27 protein-coding genes are annotated in these 24,785 nt (G+C 47.7%); 16 read left to right on the forward strand and 11 right to left on the reverse strand.

Annotated elements, in window-relative coordinates; translation table 11 throughout:
- Positions 1-11: 11 nt before the first annotated feature.
- The 8 genes from FGB90_RS06290 to FGB90_RS06325 form a co-directional block, all read right to left on the reverse strand.
- Entirely contained in the window at positions 12-749 is a 738-nt protein-coding gene (locus tag FGB90_RS06290; RefSeq protein ID WP_138809665.1) for a class I SAM-dependent DNA methyltransferase, read from the reverse strand.
- Between the two features lie 12 nt (positions 750-761).
- A complete protein-coding gene (rsfS, locus tag FGB90_RS06295) occupies positions 762-1,118 on the reverse strand; it encodes a ribosome silencing factor (protein WP_138809666.1) in 357 nt (118 codons plus the stop codon).
- Between the two features lie 59 nt (positions 1,119-1,177).
- Entirely contained in the window at positions 1,178-1,753 is a 576-nt protein-coding gene (gene yqeK, locus FGB90_RS06300; RefSeq protein ID WP_138809667.1) for a bis(5'-nucleosyl)-tetraphosphatase (symmetrical) YqeK, read from the reverse strand.
- Positions 1,746-2,321 carry a nicotinate-nucleotide adenylyltransferase gene (locus FGB90_RS06305; protein WP_138809668.1) on the reverse strand — a complete coding sequence of 192 codons (576 nt, stop codon included), beginning with the start codon at positions 2,319-2,321 and terminating at the stop codon, positions 1,746-1,748. The genes yqeK and FGB90_RS06305 overlap by 8 nt, the downstream gene beginning before the upstream one ends.
- Positions 2,322-2,333: 12 nt before the next feature.
- A complete protein-coding gene (gene yhbY, locus FGB90_RS06310; RefSeq protein ID WP_138809669.1) occupies positions 2,334-2,627 on the reverse strand; it encodes a ribosome assembly RNA-binding protein YhbY in 294 nt (97 codons plus the stop codon).
- 120 nt (positions 2,628-2,747) lie between these two features.
- Entirely contained in the window at positions 2,748-3,584 is an 837-nt protein-coding gene (aroE, locus tag FGB90_RS06315) for a shikimate dehydrogenase (RefSeq protein ID WP_138809670.1), read from the reverse strand.
- A 20-nt stretch (positions 3,585-3,604) separates the two neighbouring features.
- A complete protein-coding gene (yqeH, locus tag FGB90_RS06320) occupies positions 3,605-4,726 on the reverse strand; it encodes a ribosome biogenesis GTPase YqeH (RefSeq protein ID WP_138809671.1) in 1,122 nt (373 codons plus the stop codon).
- Complete coding sequence (locus FGB90_RS06325; RefSeq protein WP_246056064.1) at positions 4,696-5,229, reverse strand: YqeG family HAD IIIA-type phosphatase; 534 nt, start codon at positions 5,227-5,229, stop codon at positions 4,696-4,698. Before FGB90_RS06325 ends, yqeH begins: the two co-directional genes overlap by 31 nt.
- Before the next feature lie 560 nt (positions 5,230-5,789).
- Between FGB90_RS06325 and FGB90_RS06330 the strand changes: the two genes are divergently transcribed.
- A complete protein-coding gene (locus FGB90_RS06330; protein ID WP_138810067.1) occupies positions 5,790-5,939 on the forward strand; it encodes a sporulation histidine kinase inhibitor Sda in 150 nt (49 codons plus the stop codon).
- Between the two features lie 4 nt (positions 5,940-5,943).
- On the opposite strand, the gene FGB90_RS06335 is transcribed toward FGB90_RS06330, so the two are convergent.
- The gene (locus FGB90_RS06335) at positions 5,944-6,171 is read right to left on the reverse strand and encodes a hypothetical protein (RefSeq protein ID WP_138809673.1); all 228 of its coding nucleotides are present in this window, start codon (positions 6,169-6,171) and stop codon (positions 5,944-5,946) included.
- 546 nt (positions 6,172-6,717) lie between these two features.
- Here FGB90_RS06335 and FGB90_RS06340 point away from each other — a divergent pair.
- Genes FGB90_RS06340 through mnhG form a run of 7 tightly spaced genes read left to right on the forward strand, consistent with a single transcriptional unit; the run spans position 6,718 to position 12,469 of the window.
- Complete coding sequence (locus tag FGB90_RS06340) at positions 6,718-9,129, forward strand: Na+/H+ antiporter subunit A (RefSeq protein WP_138809674.1); 2,412 nt, start codon at positions 6,718-6,720, stop codon at positions 9,127-9,129.
- Complete coding sequence (locus FGB90_RS06345; protein WP_138809675.1) at positions 9,126-9,551, forward strand: Na(+)/H(+) antiporter subunit B; 426 nt, start codon at positions 9,126-9,128, stop codon at positions 9,549-9,551. Before FGB90_RS06340 ends, FGB90_RS06345 begins: the two co-directional genes overlap by 4 nt.
- Positions 9,551-9,889 carry a Na(+)/H(+) antiporter subunit C gene (locus FGB90_RS06350; protein WP_138809676.1) on the forward strand — a complete coding sequence of 113 codons (339 nt, stop codon included), beginning with the start codon at positions 9,551-9,553 and terminating at the stop codon, positions 9,887-9,889. The genes FGB90_RS06345 and FGB90_RS06350 overlap by 1 nt, the downstream gene beginning before the upstream one ends.
- Positions 9,882-11,363 carry a Na+/H+ antiporter subunit D gene (locus FGB90_RS06355; RefSeq protein ID WP_138809677.1) on the forward strand — a complete coding sequence of 494 codons (1,482 nt, stop codon included), beginning with the start codon at positions 9,882-9,884 and terminating at the stop codon, positions 11,361-11,363. Before FGB90_RS06350 ends, FGB90_RS06355 begins: the two co-directional genes overlap by 8 nt.
- 5 nt (positions 11,364-11,368) lie before the next feature.
- Positions 11,369-11,845: a Na+/H+ antiporter subunit E gene (locus FGB90_RS06360; protein WP_138809678.1), complete on the forward strand. Its 477-nt coding sequence runs from the start codon at positions 11,369-11,371 to the stop codon at positions 11,843-11,845.
- Positions 11,845-12,126: a Na(+)/H(+) antiporter subunit F1 gene (locus tag FGB90_RS06365; RefSeq protein WP_138809679.1), complete on the forward strand. Its 282-nt coding sequence runs from the start codon at positions 11,845-11,847 to the stop codon at positions 12,124-12,126. Before FGB90_RS06360 ends, FGB90_RS06365 begins: the two co-directional genes overlap by 1 nt.
- Complete coding sequence (gene mnhG / locus FGB90_RS06370) at positions 12,107-12,469, forward strand: monovalent cation/H(+) antiporter subunit G (protein WP_438502675.1); 363 nt, start codon at positions 12,107-12,109, stop codon at positions 12,467-12,469. Before FGB90_RS06365 ends, mnhG begins: the two co-directional genes overlap by 20 nt.
- Positions 12,470-12,923: 454 nt before the next feature.
- Here mnhG and FGB90_RS06375 read toward each other — a convergent pair whose 3' ends face one another.
- A complete protein-coding gene (locus FGB90_RS06375) occupies positions 12,924-13,712 on the reverse strand; it encodes a phosphatidylserine decarboxylase (protein WP_171051722.1) in 789 nt (262 codons plus the stop codon).
- Between the two features lie 148 nt (positions 13,713-13,860).
- On the opposite strand from FGB90_RS06375, the gene pssA reads away from it, so the two are divergent.
- From pssA to deoD, 5 genes are all read left to right on the forward strand, one after another.
- The gene (pssA, locus tag FGB90_RS06380; RefSeq protein WP_138809682.1) at positions 13,861-14,403 is read left to right on the forward strand and encodes a CDP-diacylglycerol--serine O-phosphatidyltransferase; all 543 of its coding nucleotides are present in this window, start codon (positions 13,861-13,863) and stop codon (positions 14,401-14,403) included.
- Positions 14,404-14,660: 257 nt separating this feature from the next.
- Positions 14,661-17,243, forward strand: coding sequence for a CBS domain-containing protein (locus tag FGB90_RS06385; RefSeq protein WP_138809683.1), 2,583 nt, complete (start codon positions 14,661-14,663; stop codon positions 17,241-17,243).
- 250 nt (positions 17,244-17,493) lie between these two features.
- Positions 17,494-18,024 (forward strand): peroxiredoxin, encoded by a 531-nt coding sequence (locus FGB90_RS06390; protein ID WP_138810069.1) that lies wholly within the window; start codon positions 17,494-17,496, stop codon positions 18,022-18,024.
- A 102-nt stretch (positions 18,025-18,126) separates the two neighbouring features.
- Positions 18,127-18,576, forward strand: coding sequence for a redoxin domain-containing protein (locus FGB90_RS06395; RefSeq protein ID WP_138809684.1), 450 nt, complete (start codon positions 18,127-18,129; stop codon positions 18,574-18,576).
- 295 nt (positions 18,577-18,871) lie between these two features.
- Positions 18,872-19,582, forward strand: coding sequence for a purine-nucleoside phosphorylase (gene deoD, locus FGB90_RS06400; protein WP_138809685.1), 711 nt, complete (start codon positions 18,872-18,874; stop codon positions 19,580-19,582).
- Positions 19,583-19,879: 297 nt separating this feature from the next.
- On the opposite strand, the gene lplA is transcribed toward deoD, so the two are convergent.
- Entirely contained in the window at positions 19,880-20,869 is a 990-nt protein-coding gene (gene lplA, locus FGB90_RS06405; protein ID WP_138809686.1) for a lipoate--protein ligase, read from the reverse strand.
- 137 nt (positions 20,870-21,006) lie between these two features.
- Here lplA and FGB90_RS06410 point away from each other — a divergent pair, with 137 nt between their 5' ends.
- From FGB90_RS06410 to FGB90_RS06420, 3 genes are read left to right on the forward strand one after another with little or no spacing between them, the layout of a single operon-like run.
- Positions 21,007-22,530, forward strand: coding sequence for a spore germination protein (locus FGB90_RS06410; RefSeq protein ID WP_138809687.1), 1,524 nt, complete (start codon positions 21,007-21,009; stop codon positions 22,528-22,530).
- 31 nt (positions 22,531-22,561) lie between these two features.
- Positions 22,562-23,683: a GerAB/ArcD/ProY family transporter gene (locus FGB90_RS06415; RefSeq protein WP_138809688.1), complete on the forward strand. Its 1,122-nt coding sequence runs from the start codon at positions 22,562-22,564 to the stop codon at positions 23,681-23,683.
- A complete protein-coding gene (locus FGB90_RS06420; protein WP_138809689.1) occupies positions 23,661-24,773 on the forward strand; it encodes a Ger(x)C family spore germination protein in 1,113 nt (370 codons plus the stop codon). The genes FGB90_RS06415 and FGB90_RS06420 overlap by 23 nt, the downstream gene beginning before the upstream one ends.
- The last annotated feature ends 12 nt before the right edge of the window (positions 24,774-24,785 follow it).

The following is a 24,785-nucleotide window of genomic DNA, read 5'->3' on the forward strand; positions in this document are numbered from 1 at the left end:
ACACAGGTCGCTTATTTCCTTCTTTTTTCTGCCTGAAAAAAAATCCGGTCGGTCTGATGAACGGGAGCCTTCTCTCCAAACTCGGATGAGATCTCAACAATATCGAACCCGCATTCATCGAGAAGAGAAGCATAAACAGACGAATCAAATGTGCGCTGGGTATGTGCTTCATCCACTCGCTCGTATGTATTATTTTCCCTGCGGATGAAAAAGGTGAGGTCGTGGTTCACACTGTTCTCATATTCCCCCGGAGAAGCGTACCAGATATACGATACGTCCTCCCCGTTTTCCGCGTAAACCTTATAATCAAATTCCGAGTCCACTTTAAAGGAGCTGTGCACATCAAACAGAAGTGTGCCCCCTTCTTTCAGGACGCGGGAAAAAGATTCAAATGCTTTCCTGATCTCATCCTCGTCAAGCAGATAATTCATGCCGTCACAGAAAACAGTAACGGCATCCATCTCTGTAAAGCCGTCAAGCTCCTTCATATTCTGGCTGATAAATGTTATATTCTGACCTTCTTCCACAGCCTTCTGCTGGGCAACTGCCAGCATGTCCGGGGACAGATCCACGCCGGTTACGCTGTGGCCTGCTTTAGCCATACGCACGGTAAAAGTGCCGGTGCCACAGGCCACATCAAGCAGTTTCGCCCGCTCGGGCAGACGCTCACCTGCATACCGGGTCCATGAATCGTAGGGGGCATCCTCCATCAGAAGATCGTAGACATAGGCAAAGTGCTTATATACCATTTCGCTGCTCCCCTACGGATTAAGCACAGGAGCGAGATCAACTTCAGAAGCATCTGCCCAGAGTTTTTCCAGATTGTAATACGTTCTGTCGTCCTTATGGAAAACATGAACAATAACATCATTCAGGTCAATCAGAATCCAGCGCGCTTCGTCTGTTCCTTCCATACGTTTCACATCTGCCCCTGATTCCTGCGCCTTGGATTTAATTTCGTGGGCTATCGCTTCAACCTGCTTAGGTGAGTTACCGTGACAGATAACAAAGTAATCTGCCATCAGCGAAATCCCTTCCATATCCAGTGCTATTATATTTTCCGCCCGCTTGTCATCCGCGGCTGTTACAGCAAGGTCCAGTAATTCCTTTGATTTCATAGGGAAAATAAAGCCTCCTTTTTTATGACGGAAGTCCGTCTGCATGTCTGTTTATTTGATCAGTTTTTACGCATAATTTTACCTGCCAGATCATTATAGGCGTGAATTGTGTCCGGGAAAATGAGCTGTCTTCTCCGGACAAGAAATTGTATGGTGCCTGAAAGAGCCAGGAAACATGCTCTGTCAAGGGAATGTTCAGCCTCCTCCCTGACAGAATCCACTCCGGGAGTGGTTCGCCCCGGTTCTATATAGTCTGCCAGAAAAATAACTTTTTCAAGCAGTGTCATCCCGGCTTTCCCCGTTGTATGGTACACGATGGCATCGAGAATGTCCGGATCGGTACAGCCGAGCTCGTTTTTTACATAAACAGCCCCAGCAGGTGCGTGGAGTATCGGCTCCCCGTACTTCGTCCACTCATCGTCCAGCCAGTCGGCTTCCAGTATCACCTGCTTCATCCGGTCGGCAGGCCGGTATTTGGCATAATCGTGCAGAACAGCTGCCAGACGGGCATCCTCCCTGCTGACTCCGTACTTTTCAGCAAGTGTTACGGCACTGTCCCTAACGCGGAGCGTATGCGCATACCTGCTGGGCCTCAGTTCTTTTTCCACGGCTTTCAGTGCATCCTGTTCATTCATACAGACCGTGCTCCTTAATATAGGATATAACAGGATCAGGAAGCAGGAAGGAATTAAGCCGTTTTTCTTTTATCATGTTTCTGATCTGTGTGGATGAAACATCAAATACGGGCCCCTCCAGCAGCTCAACCGGATATTCTCTGTCCGGTCTGGATTTATATCCCGGGCGACTAACCCCCGCAAATGATACCAGCTCCAATATACGGTCAATTTCATGCCAGTCCCCCAGCGTCTCGATGCTGTCCCCGCCAATTATAAAATAAAATCTGCAGTCAGGGTATTTACTGCGAAAATGTTCGAGTGTTTCAACTGTATATGAGGGACCTTCCCGCTCAAACTCAATTGTACTCATCCGGAAATAAGGACGCATACTGCAGAGGAGCGAGACCATCGACAATCGTTCCTCGTCAGTTGTTTCACTCTTTTTTTCCTTGTGCGGCGGCCGCCTGTTCGGCACCCACCACACTTCATCAAGAGATAGACCGTGAAAAGCCGTTTCGGCGATCAGCGCGTGTCCAAGATGCGGAGGATCAAAGGTGCCGCCGAAAATCCCGATCCGTCTGCCCATGCTGTCACATCCTTACGGTAGTTCAATCGATTTCTGGTTTTCAGATTCTTTATACAGAATAATCGTGTTTCCGATGACCTGAACTTTGTGCGCCCCTGCTCCCTGTGCCAGTTCATCTGCCACCTGGTGCTTGTCTTCAAAGCAGTTCTGCAGGATGCTCACTTTAATAAGCTCCCGTACTTCGAGCGCTTCTTCAATCTGAGTGATCAGGTTTTCATTCACCCCGCCTTTGCCTACCTGGAAGATTGGCTTGAGGTGATGCGCCTCGGCGCGAAGAAAACGTTTCTGTTTACCTGTGAGTGTCATGATGCTTCTCCTTTCTGTTCGTGCGTTTCCGCCCTGAACCGGACGTCTGTTTACAGGTTATTGGGATCTATGAAACCAGCGTCAATTCGCCACTCTGTCCGGCCCGGCATCCTGTCTCAGCTATAGCTTCTTTTTCAGTTCTTCCACAACCGCTTTTTCCATGGCGATACGCGGTGCCTTTTTTCCGGTCCACATCTCAAGGGCCAGTGCCCCCTGGTTGACGAACATACCAATTCCATTTAGCGTCTTTGCCCCTCTTTTTTCAGCTTCTGACAGCCACCTGGTCCGCTCCGGGTTATAGATCAGATCACAAACAAGAGCGTTCCTTCTGACCGTCTCAAGGGACATAGGCATGCGGTCAGTGTCGGGAAACATGCCAATGGGTGTTGTATTTACAATCAGGTCAAAACCGGTAAAAGCAGCCTGGGCCATTGTTGCCGGCAGTACCCGGACCTCGCACCACTGCCTGCAGCGTTCCGCTATTTCCCTTGCCTTTGAAAGAGTCCGGTTCGTAATGACCAGTTCCTCAACTCCGTGGCGGGCAAAGGAAACACTTACTGCACGGGCTGCTCCGCCCGCTCCAATAATGAGAACACGTTTGTCCGGAAGATCACCCGTACGTTCAAGGACGGATTCAAGAAACCCCTGGCCGTCTGTATTATAGCCCGTCAGTTTTCCGTCTTCGTTTACAACCGTGTTTACAGCTCCGATGGCCTGCGCCTCTTCGGATACGTGGTCGAGGTACTCCATAACAGCCACTTTATGAGGAAGGGTGATATTGATGCCGCGGTACCCTTCACTTCTTACACTTTCTATTCCCTCTTTCAGTTCGTCCGGTGCAATGTCATAAGCTTCGTAGCTTCCTTCCAGATTCAGTTCCCTGAGGGCAGCCTGGTGCATAACAGGAGACATGGAGTGGGCTACGGGGTGTCCAAACACGCCCATTTGCATTTTCATGGATTCATCCACTCCTTCCATCAGTAAAACGACCGGCGGATTCCTGTCTGTACACCCTCCGGTACACTTGCACGGACCACAGTTCCACTGCCGTGAACAGTTACCCACCCGAGCCCCGAAAATACGATATCGGTTTTTTCTTCTGAAATCTTGTATTCACGGCCTTTCAGTTCAGGGAAATCCCCTGCATTCTCCTTAAAAGGCGGACTCAGCAGTTCTCCGAGATGGCTGCTGTAAAGCTCGTCTGCCGTTGCGGTTTTTGTCCGGTGAACATACAGTTCGTTGCTCATATGAACCGTAAAAGACTGCGGTTCACCCTGAATAAAGTCAAACCTCGCAAGACCCCCGAAATAAAGCGTCTGACCTTCATTGAGCTGATAGGTCTTTGTCTTAATTTCCCTACGGGGAGTAACAGTTTTCAGTTCTTCCGGAGTAAGCAGGTGTGCCATCTGGTGGTGATTGACAATTCCCGGTGTATCGAAGAGGGACGAACCGTCATCAAGAGGGATGTCAATCATATCAAGCGTCGTTCCCGGCACGTTGGAGGTTGTTATAAGGAACTCGTCATCGCCGCCAAAATCTTTAATCAGGCGATTGATAAATGTGGATTTCCCCACATTCGTACAGCCGACGATATAAACATCCCGGCCCTTGCGGTATTTTTCAATAAGATCTGCCGTTTCCATGACCCCAGTCCCTTTTTCGGCGCTCATCAGATGAACGTCAACCGGTTTGAGACCATATTCATTTGCCGTTTCCATCATCCACTGCTTAAGCTTCGGATGCTTGATTGATTTCGGCAGTACGTCTGATTTATTCCCCACAAGCAGAACCGGGTTTTTACTCACAAACCTGTGGAGCCCCGGTAGCCAGCTTCCATGAAAATCGAAAATGTCCACGATCTTAACGACGAGAGCATCCTTTGAACCCACTTCGTTAAGGATTTTCAGAAAATCATCATCATTCAGCGGTACATCCTGCACTTCATTATAGTGCTTGAGGCGGAAGCAGCGCTGGCAGATGACTACATCACGCTCCAGTGCCTGAGGCGGTGTATAACCCGGCTTTGATTTATTTTCTGTCTGAATGGTTATTCCGCAGCCCGCACAGATTACCGGGTGCTGTCCTTCTTGTTCTCCCATTCGATCAGCCCCTTTCGTTTCATCCATCTGAAGACAACCCGTTCCATACGGCGGTTGACTCTTGTAAATACTCCATCGGTCTTTGCAACCGGTACGACGAGGATCGTATGAAATCCACCCCGGTTGCCTCCGAATATATCCGTAAGCAGCTGGTCACCCACCACAACTGCTTCACTCCGTTTGATTTTCATGATATTACAGGCAGTTTTGAAAGCCCTTGTCAGCGGTTTTTTTGCACTGTGAATGAACGTGATTTCGTGGGGATCGGAAAAAGCCTTCACTCTCTTTTCGTTATTGTTTGAAACTACCACAATATCGATTCCCTCGGCTTTTACTTTGCGGAACCATTCAATAAGTTCCTCAGTGGCATCAGGCCTGTCCCATTCCACCAGGGTGTTGTCCAGATCGGTAATAATTCCTTTAATGCCTTTTTCCTTTAGTTCCTCTATGGATATTTCAAAAATTGAAGGAACATACTGGTCAGGTACAAATCGTTTAATCACGCTAAGCCCTCCATTGTTATAAGGCTGCCCGCTGACAACAGCGGTGCCTGTTCTTTTCTGTTCCATATGTAAAGCGGTAAGCCGGCAGACTTATGCACTCCAATTCCTGAGACGATGCACCCGGCCAGTTTTTCGCTACCCTTCATAATACCCTTATTGTGCCTGTTTTTTCAAACATTCCTTTTAAAATCCGGATAAAGTATCATTTGTCTTTAATAATCGATATTCCTTTTAGATTTACCTGATAAACAAAAAGACCTTTTTATAATGAAGGAAAGTGCTTTTTTCAGAATAATTACATATATTTTTCGACATTCTTCCGGATTTAATGAGCTGTGGAAAAACATACTCACAAAACCCCGTTTATCCTGCGGGGAATCCCCCCTTTTATAAACAGGATATCCACAGTTTATCCACCGTGTTCTGTGGATATCACGAACGGTTGTTCCTCTGTTTTTTTTCTGTTACTATCAAATCACCACCAGGCGAGCGGACTAACGAATGGCCGGAGGGCCGGATATATCACAGGAGGTGAAGCTGCCATGAGGCGGCAAGGGGCTATGCGACATCTCACCGATGATCTTCTGATTGAAACCTACTATAAAGCAAGGGAACTGCAGCTGCATGATGATTTCATTTTCCTTATTACACAGGAATTAAAACGTCGTGACATAGCAAGTACGTCACGACACCCCGAAAAGCTGCATTAATTTTTCAGTCCCGGTTTCCTCTTGAACGCTTAATGTATTCCCGGGGCTTGAATTTCCATTCGTCCAGCAATGTTCTGTCATCTGCTTCAAGTCCTTCAAAGCGTTCCCGGTCATATTCAAACGCATCGGTCTGCCGGTCAACAATCGTTTTGGTTGCCTGCAGATGGACAGGAACAGCAGCCAGACAGAGAAGAGTAAATACACTAATGGAAATGAACCATCTTCGCTTCATAAAATAAACCACTCCTAATCTTACTTTTAGGGTGGTATTTTTTTTGGACTCGTATACTTGCTGATGAAAAAAACAGCGGATTCTGCTGTTTCATGGTGATAACCGCGTTTCTGTCCAGCTCCTTAAGGGAATTGCTTTACCACACGAAAGCACCATTAACTAATAGTACGGGTAAAGCAGGGATACACTACGATTAAATATCGGACCAGCAAAGTAAATCCGCCAGCCCAGACCCGTGAACAGCCATTTATACGGGATATGGCCATAAAAAAATCCCGGGACTTAAAAAAGCCATCTGAAAAGCCCTGAATCCCTTCATAGAGGGATTTAAATGCTAATCTGTTTTCCGCTGCCGTATTCAGAAAAATAAAAATCCAGCTCCTTTAATTTCGGTTTCTTCCTATTTAACAAACCGGTGAAAAGTCCGCGGAATCCCTGTGGTTATTGGATGCAAGGCTTTTCGTTTTATATTATAATCTTACGTATGTTTGTAAGGAGCACCCTGAAACCGCCAGCCCAACTAAGAATAAAGAGGAGGTCTCTCACTTGTCGTTACTGCATTATCTCGTTTTATCACCGTTTATATTAGCGATCTTCATTCCTTTTTTATATAAATGGTTCCGGAACGTACATACAGGGTGGTTTATCCTGCCTTTACCAGTCATCCTGTTTGGCTATCTGCTCACTTTTGTGACAACCGGACAGGGAATGGAAGTTGTCGAGGAAACAGTTCCGTGGGTTCCGTCACTTGGAATCAACTTTACCGTTTATCTTGACGGACTAAGTCTGCTGTTTGCTCTCCTTATTACGGGAATCGGAGCGCTCGTCGTTTTGTATTCCATCTTCTATATTGCAAACAAAAAGGACGAGCCGCTTAATAACTTCTATGTATATCTGTTAATGTTTATGGGTGCCATGCTCGGGGTTGTCCTTACTGATAACCTGATTGTGATTTATGTATTCTGGGAGTTAACCAGTCTGGCTTCATCTCTCTTAATCGCCTACTGGTTCCATAAGGAAAAGTCACGCTACGGTGCCCAGAAATCAATGCTGATCACAGTTTCGGGCGGATTTGCCATGCTTGCCGGCTTTTCGCTTCTTTATGTGATAACAGGCACATTCAGCATCCAGGGCATTATTGAACAAAGTGCCCAGGTCATTGCCAGTCCGCTGGCGGTCCCTGCCATGCTGCTTGTACTTGCCGGCGCCTTTACCAAATCGGCTCAGTTTCCATTTCACATCTGGCTGCCGGATGCCATGGAGGCCCCGACACCCGTAAGTGCCTATCTTCACTCAGCTACAATGGTTAAAGCCGGTATATATCTTGTTGCCCGGTTCACTCCGGTGTTCGGCGGGATGCCGGAATGGTTCTGGATCGTTTCTGCAGCGGGTATTATTACGCTCACCTGGGGTTCTATTTCTGCTGTAAGGCAGAAAGATCTGAAGGCAATTCTCGCCTTTTCAACAGTCAGTCAGCTGGGACTGATTATGACTCTGCTCGGGCTCGGTTCTGCTGCTCTTTACTTTGATGTGGCCAATGAGGGACAGTACTACACATTCGCCGTCATGGCAGCCGTCTTTCATCTGATTAACCATGCTACCTTTAAAGGCGGCCTGTTTATGGCTGTAGGCATCATTGACCATGAAACCGGCACCAGGGACATCCGCAAACTCGGCGGTCTTATGTCTGTAATGCCGATTACCTTTACCATAAGTTTAATCGGTCTTGCTTCCATGGCCGGTCTGCCGCCATTTAACGGTTTTCTCAGTAAGGAAATGTTCTTTACCGGCGTACTTGATGCAACAGAACTTCCGATCTTCAACATGCAGACAGTGGGCCTTATGTTCCCTGTCCTTGCCTGGATCGCGAGTATCTTTACGTTCCTTTACTGTCTGATCATGCTCATGAAAACCTTCTTCGGCAAATACCAGCCGGAAAAACTTGAAAAAGAAGCACACGAAGCACCGATCGGAATGCTTATTTCTCCAATCATTCTGATCTCTCTTGTTGTTATTATCGGGTTCTTCCCGAACATTCTGGCCTATACGATTATCGAACCGGTTATGAATTCTATCCTGCCTGGATTTACATTTGAACCAAACATCTATCACTGGCACGGATTGAATACAGAGATCTTTATGACTGTAGGGGTCATCCTGTTCGGTTCCCTGATCTTTATGAACCTGAACAGATGGCAGGAAACGTATTTCTTCCTGCGGGAGCGAGATCCGCTCAACCAGGTGTATGACAAAGGACTTGACGGGCTGATCACCGGAGCCCAGGGAATTACCAACATCCAGATGACAGGACTCCTCCGTGACTACTTTGCCTACATGAGTGTATTCATGGTTGGAGCACTGATGTTCACAATGTTCTGGTTTGACGCATTTACTTTCGATGTGAACTTCGGAATGATGGGCTCCATAACTCCGTACGCGGTTATTATCATCGTGCTGCTTGCAGTTGTGTCTCTTGCACTGCCGTTTATTCAGCACCGCGTGTCCGCCATTGCTGTTCTCGGTGTAGTCGGATTCCTTATTGCCCTGCTGTTTGTTAACTTCCGGGCACCTGACCTTGCACTTACACAGCTTCTGGTTGAAACAGTTATGGTCGTTCTCTTCCTGCTCTGTTTCTACTTCCTGCCGGAGCTTAAAAGAGGCGACTTTAAACCGAAGTTCCGCTGGTTAAACCTTGTAATCTCGATTTCTGTCGGGCTTACGGTTTCCCTGATCGGTATAAGTGCCCTTTCCCTTTCACAGACCGACGGCTACGAAAGTATCTCGATGTACTTTATCGAGAATACGTACGAGCTGACAGGCGGCAAAAACATGGTAAACATGATTCTTGATGACTTCCGGGCCCTGGATACAATTCTTGAAGTGCTCGTTCTCGGAATCGCCGCACTCGGTGTCGTCGCCCTGATCAAACTGCGCTTTAAAGGAGGCGAAGACGTGTGAAGACGAACTATGTAATGCTTCATACCATTACACGAATCGTAGCCTTGATTGTTCTCTCTTTTTCCGTGTACCTGTTCTTTGCAGGGCACTATACACCGGGAGGAGGCTTCATTGGCGGACTGATGTTTGCCTGTGGACTTCTCCTCCTTTATCTGAGCTTTGACTTGAATAAGATAACGACCGTTCTGCCGATCGACTTTGAAAAGGTGATTGCAATCGGTCTTCTTATTGGAATCGGAACCGGCTTGAATTCTCTCCTGTTCGGTGATCCGTTTCTCACTATGTATTTTGACTACTACGATGTCTGGCTGCTTGGTGAAGTAGGCCTCACGACAACAACACCCTTTGCCATTGCCATCTTTCTTGTCGTAGTAGGTGTTGCACTTCTGACTATATTGACGATTGCGGGGGATGAAGCATAATGGAACTTCTGATGATTATTCTCATTGGCATCATCTTCTCAGTCAGTACGTATCTGATGCTGACAAACAGTCTGCTCAGGGTTATTTTCGGGATTGTGATGCTGTCTCACGGAGCTCACCTGCTCCTTCTCACACTTTCCGGATTTAACGACGGGGCTCCCCCTCTTCTTGGGGAAGAAGCCTCTGTATACATGGATCCCCTGCCGCAGGCACTTATTCTTACCGCCATTGTTATCAGTTTCGGAGTAACTGCTTTTCTTCTGGTTCTGGGTTACCGGACGTACAGAGCACATGAAACGGATAAAATGGATCAATTGAGGGGAAATGCAGATGAATAACCTATTACTTGTACCAGTTGTTGCACCATTTCTGATCGGTACTATCCTGATCCTGTTCAAAAATCATCACCGGACCCAGCGGGTGATCAGTGCAGTTACAGCGATTATCATGCTCGTATTTGCTTTTTACATTACGTACGAAGTCTATGTAAACGGTATTCAGACAGTCGAGCTCGGAACCTGGGTTCCGCCTTTCGGAATCGTTCTGGTAGCGGACCTGTTTGCCAGTCTTATGGTGATCCTGTCAAGTATTGTCGGGGTTGTCTGTCTGTTCTTTGCGTTTCAGACCATCAGTCCGGAACGGGAAAAGTTCTTTTTCTATCCGTTTTACATGTTCCTGCTTGCAGGGGTGCACGGGGCGTTCCTGACTGGCGACCTGTTTAACCTATTCGTATTTTTTGAAGTTATGCTGATTGCTTCCTATATTCTCATCGTTCATGGAGGTACAAAGTATCAGCTTCGGGAATCATTTAAATACGTTGTGATTAACGTATTCGCATCGATCTTTTTTATTGTTGGTATTGCGTATATTTACGGCATTACCGGCACACTGAACATGGCACAGATTGCCGAGCGGGTGGGCGAACTTGAACAGACAGGCGTACTTAACGCCATTGCCGTCCTGTTCCTGCTCGTATTCGGTATGAAAGGGGCTCTGTTTCCACTCTACTTCTGGCTTCCGAATTCCTATTTCGGCCCGCCATCAGCAATTGCTGCCCTGTTTGGGGGACTGCTGACAAAAGTAGGTATTTATGCGATCATCCGTACATTTACGCTGATCTTCACGCACGATCCAGGGTTCACACACAACCTGATTCTGTTCCTTGCCGGGGGAACGATGTTCTTCGGCGTACTTGGAGCGGTTGCACAGTTTGACTTTAAACGAATCCTTTCCTATCACATTATCTCGCAGGTAGGTTACATGGCTCTCGGACTCGGACTTTACTCCCAGCTGGCAATTGCAGGTGCGATCTATTACATCGCCCACCACATTATTGTTAAGCCCGCCCTGTTCCTTTTCTGCGGTGCAACCGAGAAGATAACCGGCACTACCGACCTGAAAAAGATGAGCGGCCTTTTAAAGACCTACCCTGTTCTGGGGTGGCTGTTCCTGGTTACGGCAATATCCCTTGCCGGCATACCGCCACTCAGCGGCTTCTTCAGTAAGTTTGCCCTGATTCTTGACGGTATTGATCAGGGTCGCTACTTTATCGTCTTCATCAGTCTTCTTGTCGGTATTCTGACCTTGTTCTCCATGATGAAGATCTTTATCTACGTATTCTGGGGAGAGGAATCCCTGAAGGGGGAGCAGCGAAGACAGCCGCTCATGCCGCTTCTGATGCCGATACTGCCTTTGGTCGCGTTAACAGTTATCCTTGGATTCGGTGCGGAACCGATCTTCTCATTCTCAATGGATGTGGCAAATGAACTGCTCGAGCCGGCAAACTATATTAATGCTGTACTTAAGGAGTAGGTAAAATGGCTTTTCAAATCTTAATAAACATTGCAATCGCGTTTATCTGGATGCTCTTAAGAGACGAGGCCAACGTTCTCGAATTCGGGATCGGATATGTTGTGGGACTGTTTATCCTCTACTTCTTAAGACGCTTCCTGAAGTTCAGGTTCTACTTTGCGAGGGTTATAGCCCTCGTAAAGCTGATCCTGCTGTTTATCTATAAACTTATTGAGGCAAACATCGATGTGATCAGAATCATTCTCAGACCTAAGCTGAATATCGAGCCGGGAATCATTGCAGTTCCCACCAGGCTTGAAACCGAATGGGAAGTGACACTTCTTTCAACTTTGATTTCACTTACTCCGGGGACACTTTCCATGTACTTCTCCCCGGATGCGAAAACAATTTATGTCCACGCCATTCATGTACCTGACAAGGATAAAGCGATCGATGAAATTCAGAATTCATTTGAGAAGGCTATTTTGGAGGTGACCAAGTAATGCTGTACACACTGGCTAATATTGCACTTGTGATCATGGCCATCTCCATTGCCATTCTGTTTATCCGGGTCATCATTGGCCCCACCCTGTCAGACCGGGTTGTGGCCCTTGATACAATTGGGATTAATTTGATCGGCTTCATCGGCATCATCATGCTGATCCAGAATACACTCATGTACGCGGAGGTCATTCTCGTTATTGCGATTCTTGCTTTTGTAGGCTCAATTGCACTGGCGAAATTTATCGAGGGAGGTGTTGTCATTGATCGAGGTGATCGTTAGTATTTTTATTCTGATCGGGGCAGCACTGAGTGCCCTCGGTTCCTTTGGAATCATGCGTTTTCCCGACGTATACGGCCGCCTGCACGCAGCGACAAAAAGTGCGACGCTCGGGGTAATCAGTATTATGATCGGGGTCTTTCTTTACTTTCTCGTCGTACAGGGTGACTTCGTCGGAAAGTTCCTCCTCACGATCCTGTTTGTATTCCTGACCGCCCCGGTAGCCGGATTTATGATTTCCAAATCCGCCTACAACGTAGGAGTGAAAATGTGGGACCGCAGTACGCAGGACGATCTTGCGGAGGACATGAAAAAGTACCGGAAAAACCGGGAAAGTAATTCATAGGAAAGATTAAGCCCGGAGGCTGCCCTCTCCATTTGGGACTGAGTATAAAAAGAAGCTGGAACAAAACCAGCTAATAAGAAGAGCTCTCACCATCGGTGAGAGCTCTTTCCTGTTTTCAGTATATAATTAGTGCTGATTGTTCAAAAATACACTCGCTTGCCGCGGGCAGGGCTTCAGCTAACTGTGCGGGATCGCCCCGGTGGATCTTCAGACCCTGCTTTTTCCCGCAGGCGTCTCGTGATTTTTGAACAATCAACGACTTTGTAACTCGTAAATTAAAGTACAAGCAGCCCCTGGATTGCCATGATATCGGTGAATCGGATTAGTACACCGCCCAACAGGCTTTATCAGGTTATTTTAGACCAGCAAAACGGTGCCAACTATCGATAAGCGATAATTGGCACCGTTTTTTCTTATTCAGATTATCTGTTCCAGGCAGGCCGGCTTCACCTGATCAGCTGTGGCAGATCTGTGCTATAGGTTCCCCCTGCTTAACAGGCCGCTCTAACGGATCGTTTTCCTCAATCATTCCGTCTTCAAAAAGAAGCATGACGCTCGATCCGAATGAAAAGTACGCCATCTCCTGTCCCTTTTCCATCTTTCCTTCTTTTATGGAGATGTGAGGATGAATGCTGTTTACGTTCAATGCGCCTATTTTGATGACACATGCATGTTTCCCTTCAGGTGTTTTCATTTCAGTGAGCATCCGGTAGTTTTTAGCCAGTACCCGGTCGCCGAGTGCCAGCCCCACAGGGTTTACAGGTGACGAATGCCGCCCCAGTGCCCACGTCTTCAGAACCGTTCCGTCCACCGGGCTGTGAATTCTGTGGTAATCGGTCGGGCTCAGGTAAAATAACATATACTTACCACCAATGTAGCGGCTGCTCGTATTTTTGAGTCCTACAAGTTCCCGCACGTCGTACGGCTGACCTTTAATGAAAAATGAAGCAGTCTCATCGATTCTGCCCGTGTCAGCGAGAAAGCCGTCCACCGGGCTGACGACAGAATCGGCATTTGTGCAGACGGTTCTGGAGCCGGGAGCAAGCTCTCTGATAAACAGCGACTGGAGACTGTCGAAATTCTCAACCTTCTCCTTCGCTTCCTCCATATTAATGTTATATACTTTTGCAAATGAGCGGACGAGGGGACGGCTCGCACGGGACTGCGCAAAAGTACGGATTCCCCACGACTGCAATGGGCTTTTTGTAAGTTCCATTAATGATCGGTAAAGTTGTTTCTTCATCAGGTAAATTCCTCCACGCATTCAAACAGGCCCCCTGCTTTATCATTCGGCAGGTGACAGTTATTAGTAGTTTAAAAGACTGTATTATGGTAAAATAAATATTTAAGCAGACTGCAATTTCACGTCACAAAACGAAGGAGTGATGACGTTGACGCTGTTACAGCATTTATTTGATAACACTTTCCGGAAGTTCCGGAGCCAGACAGCCAATCTGCTGACAATCTTCAATCTCAGCCTCGGCGGGTTTGCCATTTTGGCAGTACTCCAGGGACAATACGGTATGAGTGTAGCCTTTATCGTCCTTGCTGCCGTGTTCGACAGGCTCGATGGAAAAGTAGCCAGAAAACTTAACATTACTTCAGACATGGGAAAACAATTGGATTCATTATGTGATATTATATCATTTGGCGTAGCCCCTGCGTTACTTCTCTATCAATCAGTATTATACCAGTTTTCGGCGGCAGGTATGGTATTTACCATTATCTTTATTGCCTGTGGTGCAATTAGACTTGCCAGGTTCAATGTTACAGAGCAGGAAGGGTTCTTCGTGGGTCTGCCTATTACCGCAGCCGGCTGTATCCTGACACTGAGCCATATGTTAAACAACACGATGCCTGCACCGGCCTTTATGTGGATCATACTCGGATTGTCCTTTATGATGATCAGTACGTTCCGCGTCAGAAAGATGTAGCTCGAGAGCGACCTTTTGCCAGCAAAAGGACGCTCTTTTTTCTTACCTTCCCTGTTTCATGCGTTTCCGTCAGTTTAACAGGGGCAGACTGTTAACGGAAGGGATGACGGTTGAAGAAAGCGGCCCTTTCCCCTCTTTAAGGAGAACTGCTTACCGTTCCCTGCCGGCTTATGATCCTTAATTCATATGCAGTATATTCAGCATCCTGAATCACCAGCTGATTTATAACGAAAAATATTCATTAAAGGAGAGCAATTATGCAGGTAATCCTTTCCCATACAAACCTTGATTTTGACGGCCTTGCTTCCATGGTGGCCGCAAAAAAACTTCATCCGGATGCCCTACTCGTGCTGCCCGGCAAATGCCAGTCAGCTGTCGCTCATTACCTCGCCATACATAAGGATCTTTTTTCCATTACAGATGAACGGCACGTGAACTGGGAAAGCGTAACGGAGGCGATCCTCACCGACACCTCCTCACTCCAGCGTACCGGAAAGGCCGCCCGCCTTGCGGAAGACATTCCGGTCCTGGCCTACGATCATCACGGGGATCCGCCGCCTGAAACAGCATCCTTTACGTGCATACATAAAAAATACGGAGCGTGTATTACCGTTCTTCTGGAGATGATTGATAACGAATCCATTGAAGTCTCCCCTTTTGAGGCCACCCTGTTTGCACTTGGCCTCTATTCAGATACCGGAAGTCTCAGCTACTCTTCAACCTGCCCGGAAGACCTGCTTGCCGGAAGCCGTCTTCTTAAGGCAGGTGCCAGTCTTGAAGTTGTTGAACAGTTCAGGGAAGCTCCACTGAGCGGAGAGGAGCAGATGCTTTTCCGGGCTCTTATGGACGGGTTGGAAATAGAGTATTTTGATGGGGTTGATGTTGCCGTTGCCGTTCATGAACAGGACAGCTACACAGGGGGACTCGCCTCGATTGCCGGCATTTTACTTTCCGTAACCGGGGCGGACGCGATCTTCTGTCTCGTCAGAATGAGTGATAAAACTTTTGTCACTGCACGTTCCGCATCCGACCGGATCAACGTGCTTCCGGTAGTAAAAACACTCGGGGGCGGCGGTCATGCCAAAGCGGCCAGTGCCATGCGCAAGGATCTCTCCCCCTTCGTCCTTGCCGATGAACTGCGCCATCAGCTTCAGTCAATTACCGGATCGAATATAACGGCAAAAGATATTATGAGCAGCCCCGTCAGAGTCGTTGCTCCAGACACCTCTGTGGAGGATGTATCCAAAATGCTCTACAGATACGGCCATACAGGCTTTCCTGTTACGGAACAAGGCAGACTCGCCGGCATCATTTCCCGCCGTGACGTGGACAAAGCCCTGCATCACAACCTTGGGCACGCTCCGGTTAAAGGCTATATGAGCACCTCCCCGGTTACGATTACACCTGATACGTCTCTTGAGGAAATCCAGGCCATTATGACCGAAAAAAACGTGGGAAGGATGCCTGTTATTGATCACGGTGAGGTGCTGGGTATCGTATCCCGATCGAATGTCATCGAGGCCCTCCAGGGGAAATCCCCTAAACCGAAAGCCGGAATAGCAGCGTCGGAAGGCACTCCCAGCACTAATCTTGCATTTGCGGCAAAAAGCCGACTGTCTGAAGAACTCTACACCCTGATCACCCTCATTGGAAACAGAGCTTCAAATCTCAATATGAAGCCCTACCTGATCGGCGGCATCGTAAGAGATCTTATACTGGGTCGTGAAAATGAAGATATAGATATCGTCGTGGAAGGAAATGCTATAGAACTCGGGGAAAACCTGGCTGCAGAGGAAGGCGGATCCGTACGCACACATGAAGCGTTCCAGACGGCAACATGGACATCCCCGCATGGGATTAAAATCGACCTGACAAGCGCAAGGACGGAGTACTATGATTATCCTGCTGCACTTCCTCAGGTCGAACTCTCCAGTATTAAAGAAGATCTCTACAGAAGGGACTTTACGATTAACGCCCTGGGAATGTCACTGTCCCCCGAAGACTTCGGCCAACTCATTGATTTCTTCAACGGCTACATGGACATTCGGAGCGGAAAGATTAAAGTACTGTATAACCTGAGCTTCACCGAGGATCCGACCCGCATCCTTCGCGCTCTCCGGTTTGAACACCGCTTTTCATTCAAAATGGACGAGCAGACCGAAAACCTGGCAAAAAATCATGGACGAACCCTCACTTCCGTCTCAAAGTCGAGACTTGCAGGAGAGCTTTCACGCCTTCTCGCTGAAGAAAGTCCTGTCTACTTCGTCAAAAGAGCAGCAGATCTCGGTGTACTGCCTTACATTCTTTCATCCCACGAGGATGTTATCACCTGCCTGTCGCGACTTACTGTTTATGAAGAAATAGTAAAGCAGATAAACGCTGCAGACACTCCCCTTCATGACTGGACCGCGATTCTGGTTCTGCTGTCCAGCTTTACGGAAGAAGCATTCCTCGAATGCCTTTCCTACGGTCAGAATAAACAGGAAACGCAGCTCGTATCGGATATTCGTTCCATTTGTGATGCGGCAGCGGGAGATTTCCCCCGCCTGTCTGACTGGCACAGGCTTCTGGCAGGAAAAAGTACGATCGCCTCTGCTGTCTATTTTGCCAAAGCAGGGTCGGAAGACAAGAAAACAGCGGAATCCGGCCGTACCTATCTGGTTGAGAGAGAGCGTGTAAAAGGACAGATAACCGGACAGGATCTGATTGATCTCGGCCTTGAACCCGGTCCATCGTTTAAGGATTGGCTGCTGGAAATGGAGGCGAAATGGCTTGATGAGCCATCTCTTACGAAAAAAGAGGTCATGTCCTGGGCAGAAAAGACCCTCTTCGTCCAGTGAGAATCGTATCGAATGATTGAGAAAGCTTTCCTTCTTATAAATGCTCACGATGTTTGTACATCTGTGAGCATTTTTCTTGAAGGTCTGTTCAAGACCCGTATAATGGGAAACAGTAAGCCGGCGAAAACAGAATGTAAATTATAATTATTATAATTAACTGTTGACATACGAATTCTATTTGTTAAAATATAATTTGTATCAATTAATAATAGTTATTAACAAAGGAGAGATTTTTGTGACAGACAAGCGCATGGTAGCAAAACAGGCACCAAGATTCGAAATGGACGCAGTACTTCCTAATAAGGAATTCGGGAAAGTCTCTCTCGAAGAAAATATGAAAAACGACAAGTGGACAGTCCTTTACTTCTATCCGATGGACTTCACATTCGTCTGCCCTACGGAAATCACCTCCCTCAGTGACCGTCAGGATGAATTCGAGGATCTCGATGCCGAAGTAATCGGCGTTTCTACAGATACAATCCACACACACCTTGCATGGATTAATACTGACCGTGACGATAACGGCCTTGGTAAGCTCGAGCATTCACTTGCAGCGGACACGAACCACCGTGTCGCCCGTGAATACGGCGTACTTCTCGAAGATGAAGGTGTAGCACTCCGCGGACTCTTCATCATCAGTCCTGAAGGCGAGCTTATGTACTCGGTTGTCAACCATAACAACATCGGCCGTGACGTAGACGAAACCCTGCGCGTGCTGCAGGCACTTCAGACAGGTGGGCTCTGCCCTGCAAACTGGAAGCCGGGACAGGCGACCCTCTAACTTAAGCAGAAATTCCCTGTGCACGGTGTCATCCCGGCATCGTGCCTCCTTTAATTGTGAACTGCCGAACAGAACAACTACCAGTACAGGAGTGATGACTTTATGAAACTTAGAGCAGAAATGCCTGAACTTACAGGCGCCACAGAATGGCTCAACGATGAACTTACCCGTGAAGATCTTGTAGGAGATAAACCAACCCTGTTCCACTTCTGGTCTGTCAGCTGCGGACTCTGTAAAGAAGCGATGCCGGACATCAACGAATTCCGTGACGAATTCGAAGATGATCTGAACGTGGTGGCTGTTCATATGCCGCGTTCCGAGAAAGATCTGGACATGAGCGTTATTAAAGCGATGGCTATGAGCCACGACATTACCCAGCCGATTTTTGTGGACAACGAACACAAACTTACAGATGCATTTGAAAACCAGTATGTCCCTGCCTACTACGTGTTCGACGAAGAAGGCAAACTTCGCCACTTCCAGGCTGGCGGAGGCGGTATGAAAATGCTCCGTAAGCGGGTAAACCGCGTTCTTGGAAATGAAGAGAAATAAAGAATCGTTTTTAAGCCCCCGTCTGTGAGCTTGTGTGCACAGACGGGGTATTTTGTTAAACAGAAGTGCGGACCGGAATCGGAATAATATTAAGTACCAGTTCCGTATTCCGAGTGACTTCACGAGAAGAAAACCACACAGGCAGAAAACTCCCCCTCCTTCTGTAAATTTGCTGCTGTAAGTTGACTTAAGCCTTTCGTTTTAGCTATTCTAGAGGAGGACAGGCGCTGCCGGGGTCACTGAGGTGAACCCGAAAGGCGGAGCTTAATTGAAGGATTTTATAGGAGGCTTTATTATGAGCGTACATATTGGTGCCAAAGAAGGCGAAATTGCAGAATCCATTCTGCTTCCCGGGGACCCTCTCCGTGCGAAATATATCGCTGAAAACTTTCTCGAAGACGTAACCTGCTACAACGAAGTCCGGGGCATGCTCGGCTACACAGGAACATACAAAGGTGAGCGTATCTCCGTTCAGGGAACGGGAATGGGTGTACCGTCCATCTCCATCTACGTACACGAGCTGATCAACAGCTACGGGGTCAAGAATCTGATTCGCGTAGGTACGTGCGGAGCTTTCCAGAAAGATGTAAAAGTCCGTGACGTGATCCTCGCCCAGAGTGCTTCCAGTGATTCCGGGGTGAACCGCCGTTACTTTGACGGCATCGACTTCGCTCCTACAGCGGACTTCGGGCTATTAAAAGCCGCATACGATGGTGCAGTGGAAAGCGGTCTGAATGTGCGAGTCGGGAACGTCTTTACAAGTGACGTTTTCTACAACGACTACAAGGACACTGTTCAGAAGCTTGCCGATCACCAGGTACTGGCAGTTGAAATGGAATCTTCCGCCCTTTACACGATTGCTGCACGCTTTGGTGTACATGCCCTGAGCGTTCTTACTGTGAGTGACCATCTCATCACTGGTGAGGAAACAAGCTCCCAGGAGCGCCAGGAAACGTTCAACGAAATGGTTGAGGTTGCACTGACAGCTGCAATTCAGTCTAAATAAGAAATAGAATAAGAAAATCCAGCTAATAAGAAGGGCCCTCACCATCGGTGAGGGCCTTTTCCTGTATGAGTATACTAATTTTGATTGTTCAAAAATACACTCGCTTGCCGCGGGCAAGGCTGCAGCTAGCCGGGGAAGTACTTCTGCTTCTTCCTCTGCAAGTTGAACTTGGAAGCTGTCTGCGTCGAAGCAGCTCGAAGCCTGCACAGGGTGTATACGCTCGCAGCTCTTGCTTTTCCCGCAGGCGTCTCGTGATTTTTGAACAATCTATAATATCCTTAATCCTTATACCTTCTTTCAGTATACGAGATCAACGAGCTCTTCTTTCGGTACGGGACCGAAATAATGCTTTGTATCGAGTTCGTTAAAGACCTGTTCGATTTCCTCCCTCGAGTAACGGCTGCCGATCAGCGCCTTTTCAACATCGATCACTTCCCCGGCACCGAAAAAATCCCCGAAGATTTTGCAGTCTGTAATCAACCCTTTTCTGACGTCAAGGCGGATATCCACGGTCCCTGCGTCAAAACGTCTGGAACGTTTAAGATCAAATTTAGGAGATTTCCCGTAATTCCAGTCCCAGTTCCGGTATCGTTCGGAAGAAATACGTTCAATTCCCTTCCAGTCTTCCTCAGTAAGCTTATACTCCGGAATGTCTTCTGTTCCATCAAAAATATAGCGGAGCAGAAGGTTCTTAAATTCCTCCATTGAAAGAGGCTCATCAAGAAATTCATTAATGTTTGCCACCCGGCTGCGGATCGATTTGATTCCCTTTGAACGGATTTTCTCATCACTTACATTCAGGGCTTTCACCACGTTTTCCATCTCCGAATCAAGAAGAAGTGTGCCGTGGCTGAACATTCTGCCTTTGATCGTATACTGTGCGTTACCTGAGATTTTCCGTTCCCCGACCTGGAGATCGTTTCTTCCGGTCATCTCAGCATCCACGCCCAGTTTCTGAAGGGCGTCCACTACCGGCCGGGTAAATTTGCGGAAATTGTGAAAGCTCTCTCCGTCATCCTTTGTAATAAAACTGAAATTCAGATTACCCGTATCATGGTAAACAGCCCCGCCTCCACTGAGCCGGCGGACGACTTTAATGCCGTTCTCATCCACGTAATCCCTGTTAATTTCCTCAATCGTGTTCTGATTCTTCCCGACAATAATTGACGGTCCGTTAACATAAAAAAGCAGATATGTATCTTCCGGATCGAGGTGTTTAAGGGCGTATTCCTCAATGGCAAGGTTGATTTGAGGATCCGTAATTCCCTCGTTACTGATAAACTTCATGATGCTTCCTCCTCATAACTGTTTATTTCTTATTTTAGCACACTCAGGTCGGACTGCCACATTCTGCCCAGACGTGTATAATTTGCCCGGTTACTGAGAGACATTAAGGATATGACATTTTCAGGAGGCGAGCTGCAGTGGGCCTGTTTAAAGCTTTTAAACATACGAAAAACAGCGCAAAGAAAGGGCAGAAGCAGGAGCAGCTCGTTGAGCCGCCGGATATTCCCACCTTCCCGGTCTCCTTTGACATGAATAAGAACCGCCGTTACATCAAGGAGACACTTTACTACACGGAAGATCTCGTTGAAAAAAGTCTGAGAACCGAACTGCCCGGCACGTGTCACCTTTTTTACATTGAGACGATGTCAGATACCGACAAGCTCAACAGTTACCTTTATCAGAAACTGAGGGATATCGACTCGGAGGTAAAACTCGAGCGGATGCTTCAGGATATGGATTCGGCCAAAATGGTCCATCTCTCGGATGCTGTCAGTGAACTTCTTTCAGGGAAAAGCATTCTTCTTCTTGAAGGAAAGGGCCACTGCTATATTCTCAGTACCAACAGCGTGGTCAAGCGGGATATCGGAGAGCCGGATAACGAACAGGTTATCCGGGGAAGCCACAGCGGCTTTATCGAAAACATCGGGGTCAATATCCAGCTTATAAGAAATCTCATCAGCCATCCGACGCTCCAGGTGAACTATACGACTCTTGGGGAACTTTCACAGACGAAAACAGCCATGATGTATATGGAAGGAAGAGCGGACCCTGAAGTGGTTGATGAAATACAGAGAAGGCTCAAAAAGATCAAAGTAGATCAACTGCTCAATAACGGGGTGCTTGAGGAGTATCTGGAGGATAATATCTATTCACTGTTTCCCCAGTTCATCAGCACGGAACGGGCCGACAGGGCGGCCCTTAACCTTCTTGACGGCCGGATACTCATCCTGACCGACGGGGATCCCACTGTGCTGGTTCTGCCGGTCACATTTTTTTCGTTCTTTCAGTCAACCGACGATTATAACAGCCGCTGGGCAGCAGGGAATTTTTTCCGGCTGATCCGGGTCATCAGTTTCCTCCTGGCAGTGACACTGCCGGGAATCTACATTGCGATCATCTCGTTTCATTTCGAGATTATTCCTTTTGGCATGACGTATGTAATTAAGGATGCAGTTGAACACATACCCTATCCTCCCCTGGTGGAGGCGATGATTATGGAGCTGACCCTGGAGCTGATCCGTGAGGCCGGTATCCGGCTGCCGACACCTATCGGGCAGACGATCGGCATTGTCGGTGGTCTTGTTATCGGGGATGCCGTTGTCAACGCCGGTTTCATTTCCAGTATCATGATCATCGTTGTTGCCCTGACCGCCATATCCTCTTTCGTTGTACCCGTTCACGAAATGAGTATGGCAATGAGACTTCTCCGGTATCCAATCATGATCATGGCTTCCATGCTCGGTTTTCTCGGTATCGTCTTCTGTCTGAGCCTGTATCTTATACACCTCTGCAAACTGACCAGTATCGGCCAGCCTTTTTTCTATCCGTTTGCACCACTGAATGCCAAAGGGCTGTTAAACCGGTTTATCCGTCTACCGCACACGGTCTATGTTGAAAATAGTCCTAAAAAAAAGGGAAAAGGCCAGTCACAGAAATCCTGATCCTGACACAGCCATCTGAGGAGCGACTTCTATGAACGTAAAAATGAAAATCTCACATCCGCAGCTGTTTTTTTTCATTGTGCAGACCCAGATTGGCGTTGGGATTCTTTCCCTTTCGTTCAGCGTTCATGAAGAAGCCGGCTGGGATGGGTGGATGAGCGTTTTCCTGGGAGGGATCGGCATCCAGCTCATCATACTCCTTCTATATGCACTGTCGTCCCGCTATCCGGAGCATATACTCTTTCATGCCATGGAACTTATCGCCGGACGACTGACAGGGAGGCTGATCACAACGGCCTATACGATTTATTTTATAACCGTTGCGATCCTGGTGCTGGTTATTTACAAAAATATCATTCTGACGTGGCTGTTTCCCGCTACTCCCGGCTGGGTTATTCAGCTGCTTCTAATTATCAGTGCCTGGTATTTAAGCCGGGAAAAGCTGCATATTATTGTCAGGTTTTATGTGTTCGTCAGTGCCCTCTTTCTCCTTGTTGTCGGGGTTCTTTTATTCGCCCTTGGAGACCTTAATCCACTGTACATTTTTCCAATCGGACATCACGGCATCGGGCCCATCCTGAAAGGGGTCATGGCTGCCATGCAGGCGATGCTCGGATTCAGTGTCTTTATGTTTATCTTTCCTTATATTGAATACAAAAAAAAGCGGGATGTCCTTAAAACGGCGACTTTTGCCAACCTGTTTACGACAGCCTTTTACGGAATTACCGTGCTTATAACAATGATGTTTTTCAGTCCGCCTGAACTGAAACTCGTGCCGCAGCCGCTTCTCTATATGCTTAAGACTTTCAGCACACCGGTAATTGACAGACTGGATCTGATTTTTCTTGCCATGTGGATTGTGAGTGTTACCACCTCCCTGATGACCTATGTGTACCTTGCCTCATTGTCCGGTGCGCACCTCCTTAAAGGAGTCAAACGGAAAAAGCTGACACTCTGGACGTCAGGGGCCATATTTTTCATAGCCATGGGACCGACAAATAATCTGACAATATCCAAGTTCGCCGAAGGAGTGGATTATTTCAGTATCGTCATGGTCATTGTGATCCCCCTGCTCCTTTACCTCCTGTCACTGATCAGGGGAAAACCCTCTTCTAAAGGAGGACAGCAACATGAAACGACTCATTCCTCTTAGCCTTGCCATCCTCCTGCTTCTTTCCGGCTGCTGGGACAGCAGGCAGCTGAGGGATATTACGATTGCAAAGAGTGCCGCTCTGGACCTTCTGGATGACGGCATATACCAGTCCACAATCTCTTCACCTGTGCCCCGGAAGTACCAGGCGGAAGAACGGACGCTGGTCGTGTCAGGAACAGGCCATACAATCAGGGAAGCGCGGATGGCACTTGATGGGAAAGTATCCGAACAGATTGATACCGCAAAGCTGCGGATCCTCGTGCTTGGTGAACCGCTCGCCCGTAAAAATATCTTTCCTCCACTCGACATTATGTACAGGGACCCCCGCTCGTCCCTCGGTGCGAAAATCGCTGTGTTTGACGGTGTGGGAAGTAACCTCATTCACATGAAACTGACCGATAAACCGCGAACGAGTGAATTTGTGGCTGAACTCCTTGAAACTGCTGAGTCGAACACCATTGTAGATGATATCAATGTGCAGCTCATCTGTCCGATTATGATGGATCCGGGGGAGGATATGATTTTACCTTATATAGGAGTGGACGAGGAGGATAATCCCCGACTGATCGGTAATGCCCTTTTCAACGGAGATACGATGACCGGGTCTCTATCCGTGGAGGATTCCACCCTTCTGCTGCTTATGAAAGGAAAGCTCGGATCGGCCACATTTCTTACCGAAAAAGTTCACCAGGAGGAAGAAGAGGATGACAAGGACAACTACATCACCCTTCGTATAAGAGATACAGCGGCCAGCACAGAGGTGACCGTGAATCATGCTTCGGATGAGGTAACAGCAAATGTAAAACTGACGATGAAAGTTGAAGCAATTGAGTATCCCCACAACGAACTCACTGAGAAAGAAAACATAGCAAAACTCAACACCAGTCTGGAGGAGCAGTTCACAGCTGAAGCAGGCGAAATCTTTAAGACCCTGCAGGAATCCAACTGTGATGCGCTTGGAATCGGCCGCAGGGTACTGGTCCATCACCCTGACTTCTGGGATACACACAAATGGAACGAGTTATACCCTGAAATCACCATAGAACCAGAAATAAAAGTGGAGATCGTCGATCACGGGATTATTAATTAGCAGAAATCGAAT

Origin of the sequence: Alteribacter natronophilus, from assembly GCF_006007885.1 — a bacterium.
In the GTDB taxonomy this organism is placed as follows: Bacteria; Bacillota; Bacilli; order Bacillales; family Salisediminibacteriaceae; genus Alteribacter; species Alteribacter natronophilus.

What these genes read in the sequence shown, in the direction of transcription:
- lplA (WP_138809686.1), bottom strand. Translation starts at nt 20,869, where the DNA reads ATGAAGTTTATCAGTAACGAGGGAATTACGGATCCTCAAATCAACCTT.
- deoD (WP_138809685.1), top strand. Translation starts at nt 18,872, where the DNA reads ATGAGCGTACATATTGGTGCCAAAGAAGGCGAAATTGCAGAATCCATT.
- FGB90_RS06360 (WP_138809678.1), top strand. Translation starts at nt 11,369, where the DNA reads ATGGCTTTTCAAATCTTAATAAACATTGCAATCGCGTTTATCTGGATG.
- FGB90_RS06385 (WP_138809683.1), top strand. Translation starts at nt 14,661, where the DNA reads ATGCAGGTAATCCTTTCCCATACAAACCTTGATTTTGACGGCCTTGCT.
- yqeK (WP_138809667.1), bottom strand. Translation starts at nt 1,753, where the DNA reads ATGAATGAACAGGATGCACTGAAAGCCGTGGAAAAAGAACTGAGGCCC.
- FGB90_RS06330 (WP_138810067.1), top strand. Translation starts at nt 5,790, where the DNA reads ATGCGACATCTCACCGATGATCTTCTGATTGAAACCTACTATAAAGCA.
- FGB90_RS06355 (WP_138809677.1), top strand. Translation starts at nt 9,882, where the DNA reads ATGAATAACCTATTACTTGTACCAGTTGTTGCACCATTTCTGATCGGT.
- FGB90_RS06415 (WP_138809688.1), top strand. Translation starts at nt 22,562, where the DNA reads ATGAACGTAAAAATGAAAATCTCACATCCGCAGCTGTTTTTTTTCATT.
- FGB90_RS06365 (WP_138809679.1), top strand. Translation starts at nt 11,845, where the DNA reads ATGCTGTACACACTGGCTAATATTGCACTTGTGATCATGGCCATCTCC.
- yqeH (WP_138809671.1), bottom strand. Translation starts at nt 4,726, where the DNA reads ATGGGAGAACAAGAAGGACAGCACCCGGTAATCTGTGCGGGCTGCGGA.
- FGB90_RS06305 (WP_138809668.1), bottom strand. Translation starts at nt 2,321, where the DNA reads ATGGGCAGACGGATCGGGATTTTCGGCGGCACCTTTGATCCTCCGCAT.
- FGB90_RS06375 (WP_171051722.1), bottom strand. Translation starts at nt 13,712, where the DNA reads ATGAAGAAACAACTTTACCGATCATTAATGGAACTTACAAAAAGCCCA.
- FGB90_RS06350 (WP_138809676.1), top strand. Translation starts at nt 9,551, where the DNA reads ATGGAACTTCTGATGATTATTCTCATTGGCATCATCTTCTCAGTCAGT.
- aroE (WP_138809670.1), bottom strand. Translation starts at nt 3,584, where the DNA reads ATGAAAATGCAAATGGGCGTGTTTGGACACCCCGTAGCCCACTCCATG.
- FGB90_RS06395 (WP_138809684.1), top strand. Translation starts at nt 18,127, where the DNA reads ATGAAACTTAGAGCAGAAATGCCTGAACTTACAGGCGCCACAGAATGG.
- FGB90_RS06390 (WP_138810069.1), top strand. Translation starts at nt 17,494, where the DNA reads ATGGTAGCAAAACAGGCACCAAGATTCGAAATGGACGCAGTACTTCCT.
- rsfS (WP_138809666.1), bottom strand. Translation starts at nt 1,118, where the DNA reads ATGAAATCAAAGGAATTACTGGACCTTGCTGTAACAGCCGCGGATGAC.
- yhbY (WP_138809669.1), bottom strand. Translation starts at nt 2,627, where the DNA reads ATGACACTCACAGGTAAACAGAAACGTTTTCTTCGCGCCGAGGCGCAT.
- FGB90_RS06335 (WP_138809673.1), bottom strand. Translation starts at nt 6,171, where the DNA reads ATGAAGCGAAGATGGTTCATTTCCATTAGTGTATTTACTCTTCTCTGT.
- FGB90_RS06420 (WP_138809689.1), top strand. Translation starts at nt 23,661, where the DNA reads ATGAAACGACTCATTCCTCTTAGCCTTGCCATCCTCCTGCTTCTTTCC.
- FGB90_RS06290 (WP_138809665.1), bottom strand. Translation starts at nt 749, where the DNA reads ATGGTATATAAGCACTTTGCCTATGTCTACGATCTTCTGATGGAGGAT.